Source organism: Streptomyces sp. NPDC060198 (assembly GCF_042728415.1).
GTDB lineage: Bacteria > Actinomycetota > Actinomycetes > Streptomycetales > Streptomycetaceae > Streptomyces.
Map to the genome: position 1 here is coordinate 1 of NZ_JBHWZJ010000148.1, position 16,663 is coordinate 16,663.

At 72.5% G+C, this 16,663-nt stretch carries 15 protein-coding genes; 4 read left to right on the plus strand and 11 right to left on the minus strand.

Features of this window, described 5'->3' with window-relative positions; all coding sequences use genetic code 11:
• Positions 1-48: 48 nt before the first annotated feature.
• Entirely contained in the window at positions 49-1,395 is a 1,347-nt protein-coding gene (locus ACFWEP_RS19145) for a class II 3-deoxy-7-phosphoheptulonate synthase (RefSeq protein ID WP_387371486.1), read from the minus strand.
• Between the two features lie 324 nt (positions 1,396-1,719).
• Here ACFWEP_RS19145 and ACFWEP_RS19150 point away from each other — a divergent pair, with 324 nt between their 5' ends.
• Positions 1,720-3,615, plus strand: coding sequence for an anthranilate synthase family protein (locus tag ACFWEP_RS19150; RefSeq protein WP_387371474.1), 1,896 nt, complete (start codon positions 1,720-1,722; stop codon positions 3,613-3,615).
• 48 nt (positions 3,616-3,663) lie between these two features.
• On the opposite strand, the gene ACFWEP_RS19155 is transcribed toward ACFWEP_RS19150, so the two are convergent.
• From ACFWEP_RS19155 to ACFWEP_RS19170, 4 genes are all read right to left on the minus strand, one after another.
• The gene (locus ACFWEP_RS19155) at positions 3,664-4,668 is read right to left on the minus strand and encodes a 2-hydroxyacid dehydrogenase (RefSeq protein WP_387371475.1); all 1,005 of its coding nucleotides are present in this window, start codon (positions 4,666-4,668) and stop codon (positions 3,664-3,666) included.
• A 104-nt stretch (positions 4,669-4,772) separates the two neighbouring features.
• The gene (locus ACFWEP_RS19160) at positions 4,773-5,417 is read right to left on the minus strand and encodes a response regulator (RefSeq protein WP_387371487.1); all 645 of its coding nucleotides are present in this window, start codon (positions 5,415-5,417) and stop codon (positions 4,773-4,775) included.
• A gap of 89 nt (positions 5,418-5,506) precedes the next feature.
• Entirely contained in the window at positions 5,507-6,730 is a 1,224-nt protein-coding gene (gene macS, locus ACFWEP_RS19165) for a MacS family sensor histidine kinase (protein ID WP_387371476.1), read from the minus strand.
• Between the two features lie 113 nt (positions 6,731-6,843).
• A complete protein-coding gene (locus ACFWEP_RS19170; protein ID WP_387371477.1) occupies positions 6,844-7,650 on the minus strand; it encodes a lysophospholipid acyltransferase family protein in 807 nt (268 codons plus the stop codon).
• 224 nt (positions 7,651-7,874) lie between these two features.
• On the opposite strand from ACFWEP_RS19170, the gene ACFWEP_RS19175 reads away from it, so the two are divergent.
• Together ACFWEP_RS19175 and ACFWEP_RS19180 are read left to right on the plus strand one after the other, a co-directional pair.
• Positions 7,875-8,654 (plus strand): alpha/beta hydrolase, encoded by a 780-nt coding sequence (locus ACFWEP_RS19175; protein WP_387371478.1) that lies wholly within the window; start codon positions 7,875-7,877, stop codon positions 8,652-8,654.
• A complete protein-coding gene (locus tag ACFWEP_RS19180) occupies positions 8,647-9,330 on the plus strand; it encodes a hypothetical protein (protein WP_387371479.1) in 684 nt (227 codons plus the stop codon). The genes ACFWEP_RS19175 and ACFWEP_RS19180 overlap by 8 nt, the downstream gene beginning before the upstream one ends.
• Before the next feature lie 118 nt (positions 9,331-9,448).
• Here the strand turns inward: ACFWEP_RS19180 and ACFWEP_RS19185 are convergent, their stop codons facing one another.
• The 6 genes from ACFWEP_RS19185 to ACFWEP_RS19210 form a co-directional block, all read right to left on the minus strand.
• A complete protein-coding gene (locus ACFWEP_RS19185; protein WP_387371480.1) occupies positions 9,449-10,234 on the minus strand; it encodes an endonuclease/exonuclease/phosphatase family protein in 786 nt (261 codons plus the stop codon).
• A 76-nt stretch (positions 10,235-10,310) separates the two neighbouring features.
• Positions 10,311-11,252, minus strand: a complete 942-nt coding sequence (locus tag ACFWEP_RS19190; protein ID WP_266703447.1) for an ROK family glucokinase — start codon at positions 11,250-11,252, stop codon at positions 10,311-10,313.
• A gap of 74 nt (positions 11,253-11,326) precedes the next feature.
• On the minus strand, positions 11,327-11,818 hold the full coding sequence (locus ACFWEP_RS19195; RefSeq protein WP_387371481.1) for a DUF5304 domain-containing protein: 492 nt from the start codon (positions 11,816-11,818) through the stop codon (positions 11,327-11,329).
• A gap of 96 nt (positions 11,819-11,914) precedes the next feature.
• Positions 11,915-13,156: an ArsA family ATPase gene (locus ACFWEP_RS19200; RefSeq protein WP_387371482.1), complete on the minus strand. Its 1,242-nt coding sequence runs from the start codon at positions 13,154-13,156 to the stop codon at positions 11,915-11,917.
• 4 nt (positions 13,157-13,160) lie between these two features.
• The gene (locus ACFWEP_RS19205; protein ID WP_387371483.1) at positions 13,161-13,610 is read right to left on the minus strand and encodes an SRPBCC family protein; all 450 of its coding nucleotides are present in this window, start codon (positions 13,608-13,610) and stop codon (positions 13,161-13,163) included.
• A 117-nt stretch (positions 13,611-13,727) separates the two neighbouring features.
• Positions 13,728-14,549, minus strand: coding sequence for a metallophosphoesterase (locus ACFWEP_RS19210; protein ID WP_387371484.1), 822 nt, complete (start codon positions 14,547-14,549; stop codon positions 13,728-13,730).
• Positions 14,550-14,824: 275 nt separating this feature from the next.
• On the opposite strand from ACFWEP_RS19210, the gene ACFWEP_RS19215 reads away from it, so the two are divergent.
• The gene (locus ACFWEP_RS19215; protein WP_387371485.1) at positions 14,825-16,621 is read left to right on the plus strand and encodes an AMP-dependent synthetase/ligase; all 1,797 of its coding nucleotides are present in this window, start codon (positions 14,825-14,827) and stop codon (positions 16,619-16,621) included.
• Positions 16,622-16,663 lie beyond the last annotated feature (42 nt).

Below are 16,663 nucleotides of genomic sequence, written 5' to 3' on the forward strand. Positions count from 1 at the left end.
GATCACATGGATCCGTGCCCCACGGTCGCGTCCGCGATCTTGCCGGACTTACTGGTCGCGGTACATCTCCGCGACGAGGAAGGCCAGGTCGAGCGACTGGCTGCGGTTGAGCCGCGGGTCGCAGGCGGTCTCGTAACGCTGGTGCAGGTCGTCCACGAGGATCTCGTGGCCGCCGCCGACGCACTCGGTGACGTCGTCACCGGTGAGTTCGACGTGGATGCCGCCCGGGTGGGTGCCCAGGCCCTTGTGCACCTCGAAGAAGCCCTTGACCTCGTCCAGGACGTCGTCGAAGCGGCGGGTCTTGTGGCCGGAGGCGGCCTCGAAGGTGTTGCCGTGCATCGGGTCGGTGACCCAGGCGACGACCGCGCCGGAGGCGGTGACCTTCTCGACCAGCTCGGGCAGCTTGTCGCGGACCTTGTCGGCGCCCATGCGGACGACGAAGGTCAGCCGGCCGGGCTCGCGCTCGGGGTCCAGGCGGTCGATGTAGCCGAGCGCGTCGTCGACGGAGGTCGTCGGGCCGAGCTTGATGCCGATCGGGTTGCGGATCTTCGAGGCGAACTCGATGTGGGCGCCGTCCATCTGGCGGGTGCGCTCACCGACCCAGACCATGTGGCCGGAGGTGTTGTAGAGCTCGCCGGTGCGCGAGTCGGTGCGGGTCAGCGCCGTCTCGTAGTCCAGCAGCAGGGCCTCGTGCGAGGAGTAGAACTCGACCGCCTTGAACTCGGCCGGGTCGGTGCCGCAGGCCTTCATGAAGTTCATGGCGTTGTCGATCTCGCGGGCCAGCGCCTCGTAGCGCTGCCCGGAGGGCGACGACCGCACGAAGTCCTGGTTCCAGGCGTGCACCTGGCGCAGGTCGGCGTAGCCGCCGGTGGTGAAGGCCCGCACGAGGTTCAGCGTCGAAGCGGACGCGTGGTACATCTGCTTCAGGCGCTCGGGGTCCGGGATGCGCGCGGCCTCGGTGAATTCGAAGCCGTTGACGGAGTCGCCGCGGTAGGTCGGCAGGGTGACGCCGTCGCGGGTCTCGGTCGGCTTGGAGCGCGGCTTGGAGTACTGCCCGGCGATCCGGCCCACCTTGACGACCGGGACGGCCGCCGCGTAGGTCAGGACGGCGCTCATCTGGAGCAGCGTCTTCAGCTTGGCCCGGATGTGGTCGGCGGACACGGCGTCGAAGGCCTCGGCGCAGTCGCCGCCCTGCAGCAGGAACGCCTCGCCCTTGGCGACGGCTCCCATGCGGGCGCGCAGCTGGTCGCACTCGCCGGCGAAGACGAGCGGCGGATACGACGCGAGGTCCGCGAGTACATCGCGCAGCGCCTCGGAGTCGGGGTACTCGGGCTGCTGCGCCGCGGGAAGGTCTCGCCAGGTGTTGCCACCGGCGACGGAGGTATTGGCGTTCACGGTCACGGCCACCACCCTACGTGGTCACGGGACGCACCCATTCGGGCCGCTCAATAGTTGAGACGCTCGCTCGCATGGCGGGCGGGGGTCGAGATCGCCTCCGGCACGGCACGCGGTGGTCGCGGGGGTTGTCCGCACGGCCCCGGGTGGCGCTAGGATCGCCCCATGTTCACGCACACGACCCAGAACTGGTGGTGGCCCGCTCGACGGCGGCCCGCTGACAGTTCGCGCTGAACATCTCGCGAAGGCCGCCCCGAGGGGCGGCCTTTTTCCGTTTTCGCGGAGCCGTTCCTCTCCCCCGGGAAACCCCTTGGAAGGAACCTCATGCCGCACCGCGCCGCCTCTCTCGTCCACCGCCTCCTCCAGGACGACGCACCGCCCTTCGCCCTGCTGCGCCGCCGCACGCCCGGTCATGACCACGACACCGTGGAGGTGCTGACCGGCGAGGTCCGTCAGGTGGCGCGCCTCGCCGACCTGCCGGTGGGCGAGCTCCCCTCCCTGGCCCTGGTGCCCTACCGGCAGATCGCCGAGCGCGGCTTCGACGCGAGGAACGACGGGACGCCGCTCGCGGTGCTGGTCGCCGACGAGGCGTACGCGCTGCCGCTGACCGAGGTGCTCGCGGCGCTGCCCCCGCACGGGGTACGGGTGACGGGCGGCGCCTTCGACGTGCCGGACGAGGAGTACGCGGGGATCGTCCGCCGGGTGATCGAGGACGAGATCGGGCAGGGCGAGGGTGCGAACTTCGTGATCCGGCGCACCTTCCGGGGCGAGATCCCCGGCTACGGCCGGGCGGACGCGCTGGCGCTCTTCCGCAGACTGCTGGAGGGCGAACGCGGCGCGTACTGGACGTTCGTGGTGCACACCGGCGGCCCCGAGGGGCGGACCCTGGTGGGCGCGAGCCCCGAGGTCCACGTCCGGATGTCGGGCGGCACGGTGGTGATGAACCCCATCAGCGGGACGTACCGCTACCCGGCGCAGGGCCCGACCGTCGAGAGCCTGCTGGACTTCCTCGGCGACCGCAAGGAGACCGAGGAGCTCTCCATGGTGGTCGACGAGGAGCTGAAGATGATGTGCACGGTCGGCGACATGGGCGGGGTGGTGGTCGGCCCCCGGCTGAAGGAGATGGCCCATCTCGCGCACACCGAGTACGAGCTGCGCGGCAAGTCGACGCTGGACGTGCGCGAGGTGCTGAAGGAGACCATGTTCGCGGCGACCGTCACCGGCTCCCCGGTGCAGAACGCGTGCCGGGTGATCCGGCGGTACGAATCCACCGGGCGCGGCTACTACAGCGGAGCGCTGGCTCTGCTGCGCCAGGACGCGAACGGCGCCCAGACCCTCGATTCGCCGATCCTGATCCGTACCGCCGACATCGCGGCCGACGGCACCCTCGCGGTGGGCGTGGGCGCCACGCTCGTACGCCACTCGGACCCGGACGGCGAGGTCGCCGAGACCCACGCCAAGGCGGCGGGGGTGCTGGCGGCTCTCGGGGCGCGGCCGGGCCGACGGCACGAGGAGCGGACCGGACCCCGGCTGGCCGACGACTCCCGGGTGCGGTCCGCGCTGGACGACCGGCGGGGCGGGCTGGCGCCGTTCTGGCTGCGGATGCAGGAGCGGACCCCGGCGATGTCGGGCCACGCGCTGGTGGTGGACGGAGAGGACACCTTCACCTCGATGCTGGCGCATCTGCTGCGCGCCTCGGGGCTCGACGTGTCGGTCCTCCGGTTCGACGCGCCCGGGCTGCGGGAGACCGTCCGGGCGCACCGGGGGCCGGTGGTGCTGGGCCCCGGGCCGGGCGACCCGGGCGATGCCCACGACGCCAAGATGCTGCTGCTGCGCTCGGTCGCGGCCGAGCTGGTGCGCGACCACCGCGACGGGCTGCTGGGCGTGTGCCTGGGCCATGAGCTGATCGCGGCGGAGCTGGGCCTCGATGTGGTGCGCAAGGCGGAGCCCCATCAGGGGGCGCAGACGCGGATCGAGCTGTTCGGCCGGCCGGAGACCGTGGGGTTCTACAACAGCTTCGCGGCGCGGTGCGACGACGCGGCCGCCGCCGAGCTGGGCGCGCACGGCATCGAGGTGAGCCGGGACGGAGCCACCGGCGAGCTCCACGCGCTGCGCGGCGACGGGTTCGCCTCGGTGCAGTTCCACCCCGAGTCGGTGCTGACGCTGCGGGGCTCGGCGATCGTCACCGAACTGCTGGCGGGGCTGCCCGTACGCGGCTGAACGCCCGGGAGCCGGTACCCCGCACGGGCACCGGCTCCCACGGCCCGCTCACCCCTCCGGGGCCGCCGGCACCAGGACGTTGTCGCCGCGGCGTCCGGAGAGGTAGTCGTCCACGTTGGCGGCGGTGGCGTCGATGATCTGCCCGACGGCGTCCTCGGTGTAGTACGCCTGGTGGGAGGTGACCAGGACGTTCGGGAAGGTCAGCAGCCGGGCGAGGGTGTCGTCGTCGATGCCCTCCAGCGACTTGTCCAGGAAGAACAGCCCGGCCTCCTCCTCGTACACGTCGAGGCCGACGCCCAGGAAGTGGCCCGAGCGGAGTTCGGTGACCAGCGCGCGGGTGTCGACCAGTCCGCCGCGGCTGGAGTTGACGAGGATCGCGTCGCGCTTCATCAGCACCATGGCCCGCTGGTCGATGAGGTGGTGGGTCGCGGGCAGCAGGGGGACGTGCAGGCTGACGAGGTCGGCCTCGGCGAAGAGCTGGTCCTTCTCGACGTACCGCATGCCCAGTTCCACGCAGGCGGGGTTCTCGGCGACGTCCCAGCCGAGCAGGTTCATGCCGAAACCGTGGGCGATCCGGGTGAACGCCTCGCCGATCTTGCCGGTGCCGATCACGCCCGCCGTCCGGCCGTGCATGTCCCGGCCGAGGAGTCCGGCGAGCCGGAAGTCGAAGTCGCGGGTCCGGGTCGCCGCGCGGATGACCTTGCGGTTCACGGCCATCGCCAGGGTCCAGGCGAACTCGGCGACGGAGTGGGGCGAGTAGTACGAGACCCGGGCGACGCGCATTCCGAGGCTGCCGGCGACGTCCAGGTCGATGTTGTTGAAGCCGGTGGAGCGCTGGGCGATCATCCGCGTGCCGCCCGCCGCCAGGGTTTCGAGGACCTTGGCGCCGAGATCCGCGTTGACGCTGGTGGAGATGACCTCGTACCCCGCAGCGATGGCCGCCGTGTCCGGGGTGAGGAACACCTCCAGGCAGCGGACCTCGTGCTTCCCGGCGAACGCCTTCTCGATCAGGGGCTTCTCGTCGGCCTGCACACCGAATGCCAGGATTTCCACGACGTCTCCCGTTGGTGCTGCGGTACGGCACATGCTCCGGTCACCGCGAATATACGGCCCGGGCCCCGGGTGCGCCGCTCGGCGGCCGGGGCACCGGGCTCCGCTCAGACGTCGTCCAGGCCCCGCTCGATGGCGTACCGGACCAGCTCCACCCGGTTGTGCAGCTGGAGCTTGCCGAGGGTGTTCTGGACGTGGTTCTGGACCGTGCGGTGCGAGATCACCAGACGCTCCGCGATCTGTTTGTACGACAGTCCCTTGGCGACCAGCCGGAGCACCTCGGTCTCCCGGTCGGTCAGGCGCGGCGCCTTCGGATCGTCGGGGGCCGTCGGGGCCGGATCGGAGGCGAGCCTGCGGTACTCGCCGAGGACGAGCCCGGCCAGCCCGGGGGTGAAGACGGGGTCGCCGACCGCGGTGGAACGGACCGCCTCGATCAGCTCCTGGGTGCTGGCGGACTTGAGCAGATAGCCGGTGGCCCCGGACTTCACCGCCTCCAGCACGTCGGCGTGCTCCCCGCTGGCGGAGAGCACCAGCACCCGCAGGGCGGGGTGGTGCGCCACCAGCTCCTTGCAGACCTGGACACCGGGCAGACCCGGGAGGTTCAGGTCCAGCACGAGGACGTCGGGCCGGACCGCCTGGGCCCGGCGGACGGCCTGCGGGCCGTCGCCGGCGGTCGCGACGACGTCGAAGCCGGACTCGGCGAGGTCGCGGGCGACGGCGTCGCGCCACATCGGGTGGTCGTCCACCACCATGACCCTGATGACCGTGCCGTCGGCGTGCGTCTGCGGCCGGGGCCCCGGCGCGCCCGCCGTGTCCGGTGCGCCCGGTGCTGTAGGTGTACTCATCGGATCGATCCTGCCTTCCCCCGTGGGACCTTCGGAACCTTCAACTCGACCTCGGTGCCCTGGCCGGGTACCGAGATCACCTCTGCCGTGCCGCCCAGATCGCGCAGCCGCCCGCGTATGGAGAGGGCCACGCCGAGCCTGCCCTCGCCCTCGGCCTGGGCAAGCCGTCCTTCCGGGATGCCCGGTCCGTCGTCCCGGACCGTGACGACCACCTCGCCGGGTTCGTCCTCGACCAGGATCCACGCCTGCGCGCCGTCCCCGGCGTGCGCGCGCACGTTGTCCAGGGCGGCGCCGGTGGCGGCGGCCAGCTCCCTCGCCGCGGCGGACGGCATCAGGACCGGGGCGCCGGGCTCCGCGAAGCTGACCCGGGAGCCCGCGTGCGGGGCGAGCAGGGTCCGCAGATCGATGCCGGGGGCGTCGTCGGACGGTTCCTCCGGGGCGGTCGTGCGGACGACTGCGCCGAGCGAGGCGTCCTCGGAGACCCGGGTGGTGGGCAGCAGGCCGCTGGAGACGAGGGTACGCAGGGCGATCTCCTGCTCCCCGGCCATCCTGCCCAGTTCGGCCGCCTCGCCACCGAGGGCGTTGCCCCGGCGCTGGACCATCGCGAGGACCTGGAGGACGCTGTCGTGGATGTCACGGGCCAGCCGCTCCCGCTCGCGGGTCGCGGCCTCGATCTCCAGGGCCCGGGCGAGGGTGCGCTCACTGGCCCGGGCGACCTCGACGACGTAGCCGATCGCTATGGAGGCGACCCAGACCAGCAGGACGTTGTGGAAGGTGTCCCGGCTGGGCTCGCCGCGCTCGACGATGTTGGCGACCGCGACGAGGGTGGACGCGAAGGCCGCCCACCGCCAGCCGCCCTTCAGCGCGAAGGCCAGCACCGCTCCGGCGGTCCAGATCGACGGCAGGGTCGAGCCGTCGAGGTGCTGGGCGTCGAGGTCGGCGACGGGGGTGAGCAGGATGCCGGTGAGCGCCACCACCAGATCCGCGCCGAGGAACGGCCGTGTGCAGCTGGCCGCGTTGGCGACCCGCGGCAGGGTGAGCAGCGTCCACACCGCCATCACGGCGAGGAACCCGAAAGCGACCGCGGGCCGTTCGAACTCCGTACGGCCTATCACGGCCAGCGTCAGGGCGTAGACCGTCGTCAGCACCCGGTACCCGGTGAGCGCGCGCCACAGCGGCTGCTCGACCGACATCCGTACGACCCGCTCGTGTCCGGCCATCTCCCCCGCCCCCGTGGTCCGCGCCCCCGTCGGCCGGACCCCTCCTTCTCCGCCGCTGCCGCGGGCCCCTGCCGCGCGCGGGCGACAGGCTCACCGCCGCCCGCGACCGCACGCTACGGTGCGGGCGGTCGCGCCGTCGAACGCTGCCTGTCGTCCCGCGCCGCCTGCTTCTGCTCCAGCGCGGCCCGTCTGTGTTCCTGTGCGGCCTGCTTCTGTTCCTGGGCCGCCGCTTTGGCCTCGTCCGCGATCCGGCGCTTGGCGGCCGTCGCGTAGACGTCCACGTACTCCTGACCGGAGAGCCTCATGATCTCGTACATGACCTCGTCCGTCAGCGAACGCAGGATGAACCGGTCGCCCTCCATGCCCTGGTAGCGGGAGAAGTCCAGCGGCTCGCCGATCCGGATGCCGGGACGCAGCAGCTTGGGGATCACCTGGCCGGGCGGCTGGATCTTCTCCGTGCCGATCATCGCGACCGGGACGACCGGGGCGCCGGTGGCCAGCGCCACCCTGGCGAGTCCGCCGGGCTTGCCGCGGTAGAGGCGGCCGTCCGGCGAGCGGGTGCCCTCGGGGTAGATGCCGAAGAGCCCGCCGTCCTCGACCACTTTGATGCCCGCCCGGATCGCGGCCTCGCCGGCGCCCCTGGCTCCGGAGCGGTCGACGGGCAGCTGGCCGACGCCCTTGAAGAAGGCCGCGGTGAGCTTGCCCTTCACTCCGGGCGCGGTGAAGTACTCGGCCTTGGCGATGAAGGTGACCTTGCGGTCCAGCACGGCCGGCAGGAAGAAGGAGTCGGAGAAGGACAGATGGTTGCTCGCGAGGATCGCCGGACCGGTGAGGGGGATGTTCTCCAGGCCCTCGACCCACGGCCTGAAGGCGAGCTTCAGGGATCCCCCGAGGGAGAAGTGCATCGCGCCGTAGATCAACTCGGGTGCCTCCTGTGTCCTGTGTCACCGACCCTACCCGCGGGCGGACCGCCGTTGTCGCACGGTGCGGGGCGCTGCCCCGTGCCGGTGGCGCGACGGCCCTGGTCGGTGTCGGCCCGGTCGCGTACGGTGAAGTCATTCTTCTCGCGGGTGCCCCGAACGCCCCCTCGCAAGCCCCCACGCACTCCCCCGCCCGAGCCCAGTCTCACGAACAGGAGTCACCGGTGCCGGTTCTCCCTGGAGCCGAGCCGTTCCGCCACGAGGGCGGAGAGGTCGGCGTCCTTCTCTGTCATGGCTTCACCGGATCGCCCCAGTCACTGCGCCCGTGGGCCGACTACCTGGCCGCGCGCGGGTACACCGTGTCGCTGCCGCTGCTGCCGGGCCACGGAACCCGCTGGGAGGACATGGCCGTCACCGGCTGGCAGGACTGGTACGCCGAGGTGGACCGGGAGTTGCGCGTCCTGCGCGAGAGGTGTGCGCGGGTCTTCGTCTTCGGCCTCTCCATGGGCGGGGCGCTGGCGCTGCGGCTCGCCGCGCGGCACGGCGACGCGGTCGCCGGTCTGGTGCTGGTCAACCCGGCGAACAAGGTGCACGGCCTGTCCGCGTACGCGCTGCCGGTCGCCCGCCACCTCGTCCGTACGACGAAGGGCCTGGCCGGGGACATCGCGCTGGAGGGCGGGCACGAGGTGGGTTACGACCGGGTCCCGCTGCACTGTGCCCACTCGCTGCGCCGGTTCCTGCGGATCGTCGACACCGAACTCCCGCAGGTGACACAGCCGTTGCTGCTGCTGCACAGCTCTCAGGACCACGTGGTGCCGCCCGCCGACACCGCCCGCGTCCTCAGCCGCGTGTCCTCGCGGGACGTCGAGGAGGTGCTGCTGGAACAGAGTTACCACGTCGCGACGTTGGACCATGACGCGGAGCGGATCTTCGACGAGAGCCACCGGTTCCTCGCCCGTCTCGCATCCGGCGTCGCGGAGAAGGGGAGTACGTCCGGTGGCTGAGCAGGACGCGGATCGCACGGGCAGTGACGAGGAGCGCGAACCGCCGCAGATGGAGGGGCAGACCGCCGCTCCCGGGATTCCCGGCAGCACGGACGAGGAGGCCGCGCCGGCCGGGGCGGGCCCGGACGAGGTGCGCCCGCTGGACGAGGACGCCGCGTGGGCGGCGATCGTGGCGGGTTACGGCGAGGAGCCGCCGGACCCGCCGGGCGCCAAACCCTTCAAGCCGGTGAAGGACCTCGCCCTGCCCGACGAGGACCTGATCAACGTGACGGACGACGAGGACCGGCCCGCACCCCCGGCGGACAAGGGCAACGGCAAGAGCGGGCTGGGCAGTTCCGTGGTCTTCGCCCCCGGAGTCGGCGGTCCCCGCGATCACGTGCTGCCGGACGAGGTTCCCGACGAGGGAGCCGAGGACGGCGACACCGAGGGGCACTTCGTGCCGCCGGAGCCGCCGCCGCTCCCGGAAGCCGACGCCACGTCGAAGTTCGCCTGGCTCGGGGTAGTCGGCTCGCCGGTGCTGATGCTGCTCGCGGTGCTGCTGGGCTGGGAGATGACCTGGTGGCTGACGACCGTGTGCATCGGCGGGTTCCTCGGCGGCTGCGCGACGCTGGTGGCCCGGATGCCTCACGACGACGACGAGGACCTGGGCGACCCGGGGCACGGCGCCGTCGTCTGAGCCGGCGGACCGGCCGGGCGACCGGGGCCGCCTTCCCGACCGGCAGCACCGGGTCCGGGGGCGCCGCCCGGCCCCGTCACCGCCGCGCCGCCCGACCGTCGCAGGGGCCGCCCGACCGTCACCGCCGGGCCGCTCGGGCCGGAGAACCGCCGTGCCCCGCGGGCACCCGGAGGGCGGCCAGGACCGGCAGGTGGTCCGAGGCCGCCCGCAGATCGAAGTCGTCCACGCCGGGCAGCCCTGCCGGGACCCCGCAGCCGAGGACCTCGATGCCGTCGGTGGCGAGTACGGCGTCGACGCGGCGCACCGGCCCGTCGGACGGGAAGGTGTGCTCCCCTCCCCAGGGCCGGACCTCACGGGCGTCCTGGAGCCGCCCCGCGAGCAACCGGAACGCGCCTCCCGGCGGTACGTCGTTGAGGTCGCCGCCCACCACCGTGTGCTCCGTACCCATCGCCTCCACCCGCTCCAGCAGCGCCCTCGCCTGGGCGAGGCGTTCGTCCGCCCGCAGGCTCAGATGGCAGCCGACGACGCCGAGCCGGGTCCCGGCGATCCGGACCACGGCCGTGGCGAACCCTCTGCGGTGCAGCCCGGGGGTACGCGGCAGCAGGACGTCCTCGGTGCGTTCGACGGTGGCGCGCAGGGAGCAGAGCAGCAGGGGGCCGGCGGCGGTGGCACCGCCGGAGAGGACGACCAGGTCGGTCGCGGCGGCGAGCCGGGCGGCGGCCTTGCGCCAGCGGAAGAAGCGCGGCGCCTCCTGGACGAACACCAGGTCGGGGGCGCAGGCGCGGATGACGCGGGCCAGTGCGGCGAGGTCGTCGCGCATCGAGCGGATGTTGTAGCTGAGGACGCGGACGACGGCCGATCCGTCGTCCTCGGTACGGGAGTCGGGCAGCGGCGTCAGAACCATGCGGGCCACGATACGACGGACGCCCGCCGTGCCCCGGGGGGCACAACGGGCGTCCGTTCGGATCGTTCGCCGTGGATCAGCCCTGGCGGGCCAGGTCGGCGGCGCCGACCAGTCCGGCCTTGCCGCCGAGCTGGGCGGCGAGGACCTGGGCGTGCGGACGCCACTCGCCGCCGATCAGCCAGCGGCGGAAAGACTTGCGGATCGGGTCCAGGACCAGCTCGCCCTCGTCGGAGACTCCGCCGCCGACGATGAAGGCGGACGGGTCGAAGAGGGAGGCCAGGTCGGCCAGGCCCGCGCCGGCCCACCGGGCCAGCTCGCGGAACGAGTCGATGGCCACCGCGTCGCCCTGACGGGCCGCCTCGCTGATGTGCTTGCCCTCGATGCCCTCGACCGTGCCGTCGCCGAGCGACAGCAGGACGGCGGCGTTCTCCGGGGTCGCGTTGGCGCGCTGCTTGGCGTACCGCACCAGGGCGCGGCCGGAGGCGTACTGCTCCCAGCAGCCCTGGCTGCCGCAGCCGCACAGCAGACCGTCCGGGACGACCCGGATGTGGCCGAATTCGGCCGCTACGCCGAAGCGTCCGCGCCGCAGCTTGTTGCCGATGATGATGCCGCCACCGAGACCGGTGCCGAGCGTGATGCAGATGACGTCGTCGTGGCCCTTGCCCGCCCCGAAGCGGTACTCGCCCCAGGCCGCGGCGTTCGCGTCGTTCTCGACGACGACGGGGAGGCCGACACGCTGTTCGACCTCGTCCTTGAGCGGCTCGTGGCGCCAGTCGATGTTCGGCGCGAAGAGTACGGTCGCTCGCTTGTCGTCGACGTAACCGGCCGCGCCGATGCCGACCGCCTCGATGGTGTGGCCCTCGCGCGCACCGTCCACGGCCGAGCAGATGGCGTCGACGATGCCCGAGGCCGTCGGCGGGGTCGGTACTTTGAACATCGAGAGGATCTGGCCCTCTTCGTCGACCACTCCAGCCGCGATCTTCGTGCCGCCGATATCGACGCCGATGGTGAGTCCCATGAATCCCTCAGTTCCGGTCGAGCCCCGCTGGGTCAACCGTACCCGAGAAGGCAGCCGGAATTTCCGGCCAGGGCTCAGTCCAGGTCGATGTGTTCACCTGTCGAAGGCCCGTCCGAGGGCCGGTCCCGAGGGTCGGACGGGTCGTCGGCGGCCCGTCCGGGCGTGTCGGTGGGGCGGGGGGCTCCTCCCTGGGCGCCCTCGGTGGTCCGCGTCCAGCGGCCCTCCTGGCTCTCGACCGCGGAACGGTAGGCGGCCAGCAGCTCGTTGCCCGCCGCGGCGAGATGGTCGAAGATCTCCGGATTGCGCTCGATGACCGGTTCGACCGCCGACTTCGCCTGCTGGACGACCTGCCGTACCGCGCCCTGGGCGGCGGTGCCGAGCAGCGGCGAGGAGAACGAGCCGAGCTTGCCGGCCACCGCGTCGACCAGCTTGCGCAGTTCCTCGGCGGCGGAGGCGGGCGGCGGCCCGTAGGTGGCGCGGCGGCGGGCCTTCTCGGCCTCCAGGTCCTCGGCGCAGGCGTCGGCCCACGCGTCGCCGTCGACGGGACGATCGGTGGCTTCACTCATGGCGGGCTCCTGCGACGCGGATGACGTACCACCGACGTTACCCGAACGGAGGTCGTCCGTTCAGGGAGTGCGCGGCCGGGGGCGCCCATCCTGCCTTCAGGGCGTACGCGGCCAGAGCGACGGGTCGGGGGTGAAGCGGACGCGCAGCACACCGTCCCGGAGCGCGGCCCCGGACACGGTGCAGCGGCGGAGCGCGGACTCCAGGCGCACGCTGCGGCGGAAGGGGCCGACGGCGAGGAGGATCTCGTCGCCCCGGCGGACGAGCCGCAGGCCGGACTTGACGGCTCCGGGCAGCGGCAGGCACCAGACGAACCCCTCGTGGCCGTCGGGGCCGTCGGGGGCTGTCCGTTCCGTCCACCAGGGGTCGTCGGCGCGGCCGGCCGGCCGGTCGTCGGGGGCGGGGACGCCGAGCAGGTCCAGGTCCTCGGCCCCCCTCGGGTCGTGGCCGAGGTGCGGGGCCTCGTACAGCGCCTCGCGGGAGGGTGCGGCTTCACCGCCGGGAGCGGCGGTCCGCGGCGCCCGGTCCTCGTACCAGCGGGCGAGGCTCTTCTCCTGCTGGGCGGCGAGTCCGGCGAACCAGGGGTCGGTGGAGTGGCGCGGCAGCACCCGGTTGGCGACCAGCAGGTCGGTGCGCAGTCCGTGCAGCGCGAAGCCGGTACGGGCGGCGCGCAGGGCGTCCTCGGCGGCGGGCCCCGGCTCCGCGACCAGCCGCAGCGTGGTCGAGCGGTCCCCGATCAGCGCCTCGGCCTCGGCGAGTTCGGCGTCCTTGCGGGCGGCGGCGGCGTACAGCCACTGCGCGGGCATCGGTACCCCGGCGAGCTGGGCCAGCACCGGGCGCAGCGCGCGGGCGGCCTGTCGCTCCTGGGGCAGCAGTCTGCGCAGGTAGCGGCGCAGCTGGGCGGGGAGGGCGAGCAGGGCGATGGTGTCGGTCAGGGGCGGCATGGCGACGACGAGGGTGTCGTAACCGGCCTCGGACCAGTCGCCGGCGGCGGCCCGGTGCAGGGTGTGCAGGAGCGCGAGTTCGGCGCTGCCGGGGAGTTCGGTGAGCTCCTCGGCGTCCATGCGGCCGGCGCCGAGGAGGTCGAAGACGGTGGCGGCGCGTTCCTGGAGGGCGAGGAGTTCGGCGCGGAAGTGTGCGCCGGAGTCGGTCCGCGCGTGGTCCAGCAGGTCGTCCACGGCGACGGGCCCGGGGTCGTCCGGGAGGCCGAGGCCACCGGGCACATGGTCACGGGTGACCAGGAGGGTGCGGCGGCCGGCCCGGGCGGAGGCCCGGGCCGTGGCTGCCGCGACCGTGGTGGTGCCGGCGCCGCCGGGCCCGGTGACCAGGACCGTGCGCACCGGGTCAGCCCTGGGGGGCGGACTCGACGCGCTTCTTCAGACCGGCCAGCGCGCGGTCGATGATGACCTTCTCCGCCTTGCGCTTGATCATGCCGAGCAGCGGGATCTTGACGTCGACGGCGAGCCGGTAGGTGACCTCGGTGCGCTCGCCGCCGGCGAGGGGCTCCAGCGCGTACGTGCCGTCGAGCGCACGGAGCATCTGGGACTTGACGAGGCTCCAGCTGACCTCGTGGTCGCCGTGCCAGGTGTAGGCGAGGACGTGGTCGTCCTTGATGGCTCCGGCATCGAGGACCAGGCGAACCTGCTCGGCGCGGCCCCGGTCGTCGGTGGCCAGCACCTCGGTCTCCTTCACCTCGCCGGTCCATTCCGGGTAGCGGGCGAAGTCGGCGATCACGCTCATCACGTCGGCCGGTGCCGCCTCGATCGTGATGCTCGAGCTGGTGTGTTCAGCCATCGCCGTGGCCCTCCATGCGCTGTGCCGGTCCGTTCTCGGCAGGAGCCTGCCGGGTGCAGGCTATCGCGTGCGGGTGGGCGCCCCGCGCGGGCGTCCCTCGCGGGGCCCGACGCGCTTTCACCACTCCAGCGCCCACGGCCTGCCGGTGGAGGCGAAGTGGCCGACGTTGACGCATTCGGTCGTGCCGATCCGCATCCGGCGGGCGAGGGGCTGGTGGACGTGGCCGAAGAGGGCGTACCGGGGGCGGGTGCGGCGGATCGCGTCCAGCAGGGCGCGGCTGCCGCGTTCGAAGCGGCGGGCGACGGTGTCGTAGACGAGTTCCGGTACCTCGGGCGGGATGTGGGTGCAGAGGACGTCGACCTCGCCGACCGCCTCCAGCTTCGCGGCGTACTCCTCGTCGCTGATCTCGAAGGGGGTGTTCATCGGGGTCTTGAGTCCCCCGCCGACGAATCCGAAGACCCGGCCGCCGATCTCCACGCGCTGGCCGTCCAGGACGGTGGTGCCGGGTCCGGCGTACTCGGGCCAGAGGGTGGGGACGTCGACGTTGCCGTACGTGGCGTACGTCGGGTTCGGCATGGCCGCGAACATCTCGGCGTACTGCTTGCGGACCGCGCCGAGGATGGCGGCGTTGCGGTCCAGGCCCGCCCACAGCTCGCGGCCGAAGTCACGGGCCTCCTCGTAGCGGCGTGCGGTGCGCAGGGCCACGATGCGGTCCGCGTTCTCCACACCGAAGAGGTCGGGGAAGATGCCGCGCGAGTGGTCGGCGTAGTCGAGGAAGAGCACCAGGTCGCCGAGGCAGATCAGGGCGTCCGCGCCGTCGCCCGCGCGGGCCAGCGCCTCGGCGTTGCCGTGCACGTCGCTGACCACGTGAACGCGGGTCCGGCCGCTGCGGCCTGCCGCCGCCGGGGCTGCCGCCGGCCGCTCTTCTCCTGCACGCATGTGATCACCATAACCACGGCTCCGTGGCCTGAACAGGGCGTCGGACCTGCGGTTACTTCCGAGTCCCGAGGGCGGTGGTCTAGGGTTCCGGGAACGGCGGCCTCTGTATGTGATGCATAAGACATCTGTCCTGCTCCTCTATCCGGAAGCACTACCGGTGGGTAACGTCCGGGCAGTCCAGTCGTGCTCACCCCACTGAGCACCTGCCAATCGTGGACCGCTTCCGGTGCGTCACACAGAGCCGTGGCACCGGAGCCCGATGAGGAGCAGCAGTCTTGCGCGAGTTCAGCCTTCCGGCCCTGTACGAGGTCCCCACGGACGGCAACCTGACGGATCTCATCCGCCGCAACGCCGCTCAGCATCCCGCCACCGCGGTGATGAGCCGCAAGGTGGCCGGCGTGTGGACCGACGTGACCGCGACCCAGTTCCTGGCCGAGGTCAGAACCGCCGCCAAGGGCCTCATCGCCTCCGGCGTGCAGCCCGGCGACCGGGTCGCCCTGATGTCGCGCACCCGCTTCGAGTGGGTGCTCCTCGACTTCGCGATCTGGACCGCGGGCGCCGTGACCGTACCGGTGTACGAGACCAGTTCACCCGAGCAGATCCAGTGGATCCTGGGCGACTCCGGTGCCGCCGCGGTGATCGTCGAGAGTGACGCGCACGCCGCGTTGGTCGCCTCCGTCCGGGGAGGGCTGCCGGAGCTCAAGCAGGTGTGGCAGATCGACCGGGGCGCGGTCCAGGAGCTGAACGCGGGTGGCGCCGAGGTCTCCGAGGAGACCGTGGACCTGCGGACGACCGCGGCGAAGGCCGACGACCCGGCCACCATCGTCTACACCTCCGGGACCACCGGCCGCCCCAAGGGCTGCGTGCTCACCCACCGCAGCTTCTTCGCGGAGTGCGGCAACATCGTGGAGCGGCTCAAGCCCCTCTTCCGTACCGGTGAGTGCTCGGTGCTGCTCTTCCTCCCCACCGCGCACGTCTTCGGGCGGCTCGTGGAGGTGGCGGCCGTGATGGCGCCGATCAAGCTCGGCTGCGTACCGGACATCAAGAACCTCACCGACGAACTGGCCTCGTTCCGGCCGACGCTGATCCTCGGGGTGCCGCGCGTCTTCGAGAAGGTCTACAACGCGGCCCGCGCCAAGGCGCAGGGCGACGGCAAGGGCCGGATCTTCGACCGTGCGGCGTCGACGGCCATCGCCTACAGCCAGGCGCTGAGCACTCCGAAGGGCGTCTCCCTCGGCCTGAAGCTGCGCCACCGCCTCTTCGACAAGCTCGTCTACGGCAAGCTCCGCGCGGTCCTCGGCGGACGCGGCGAGTACGCGATCTCCGGCGGCGCCCCGCTCGGTGAGCGGCTCGGCCACTTCTACCGGGGCATCGGCTTCACCGTCCTGGAGGGTTACGGCCTCACCGAGAGCTGCGCCGCCACCGCCTTCAACCCGTGGGACCGGCCGAAGATCGGTACGGTCGGCCAGCCGCTGCCCGGTTCCGTGGTGCGGATCGCCGACGACGGCGAGGTCCTGCTGCACGGCGAGCACCTGTTCACGGGGTACTGGGGCAACGAGGCGGCGACCGCCGAGGCGCTGGCCGACGGCTGGTTCCACACCGGTGACATCGGCACCCTGGACGAGGACGGCTATCTCGCGATCACCGGCCGCAAGAAGGAGATCATCGTGACGGCGGGCGGCAAGAACGTCGCCCCCGCGGTGATCGAGGACCGCATTCGCGCCCACGCCCTGGTGGCCGAGTGCATGGTGGTGGGCGACGGGCGGCCGTTCGTCGGCGCGCTGGTCACGCTGGACGAGGAGTTCCTCGGCCGCTGGGCCGACGAGCACGGCAGGCCCGCCGGTTCCACGGCCCGCTCGCTGCGCGAGGACCCCGAACTGCTGGCGGAGATCCAGCGGGCGGTGGACGACGGGAACGCGGCGGTCTCCAAGGCGGAGTCGGTGCGCAAGTTCCGTGTCCTGGACGCCCAGCTCACCGAGGAGGCGGGGCACATCACGCCCTCGCTGAAGCTGAAGCGGAACGTGGTCGCCAAGGACTTCGCCCACGAGATCGAGTCGATCTACGGCGGCTGATCCCCGCCGCTCACGCCGCCGGGCCCGTACGCGACCTGATCG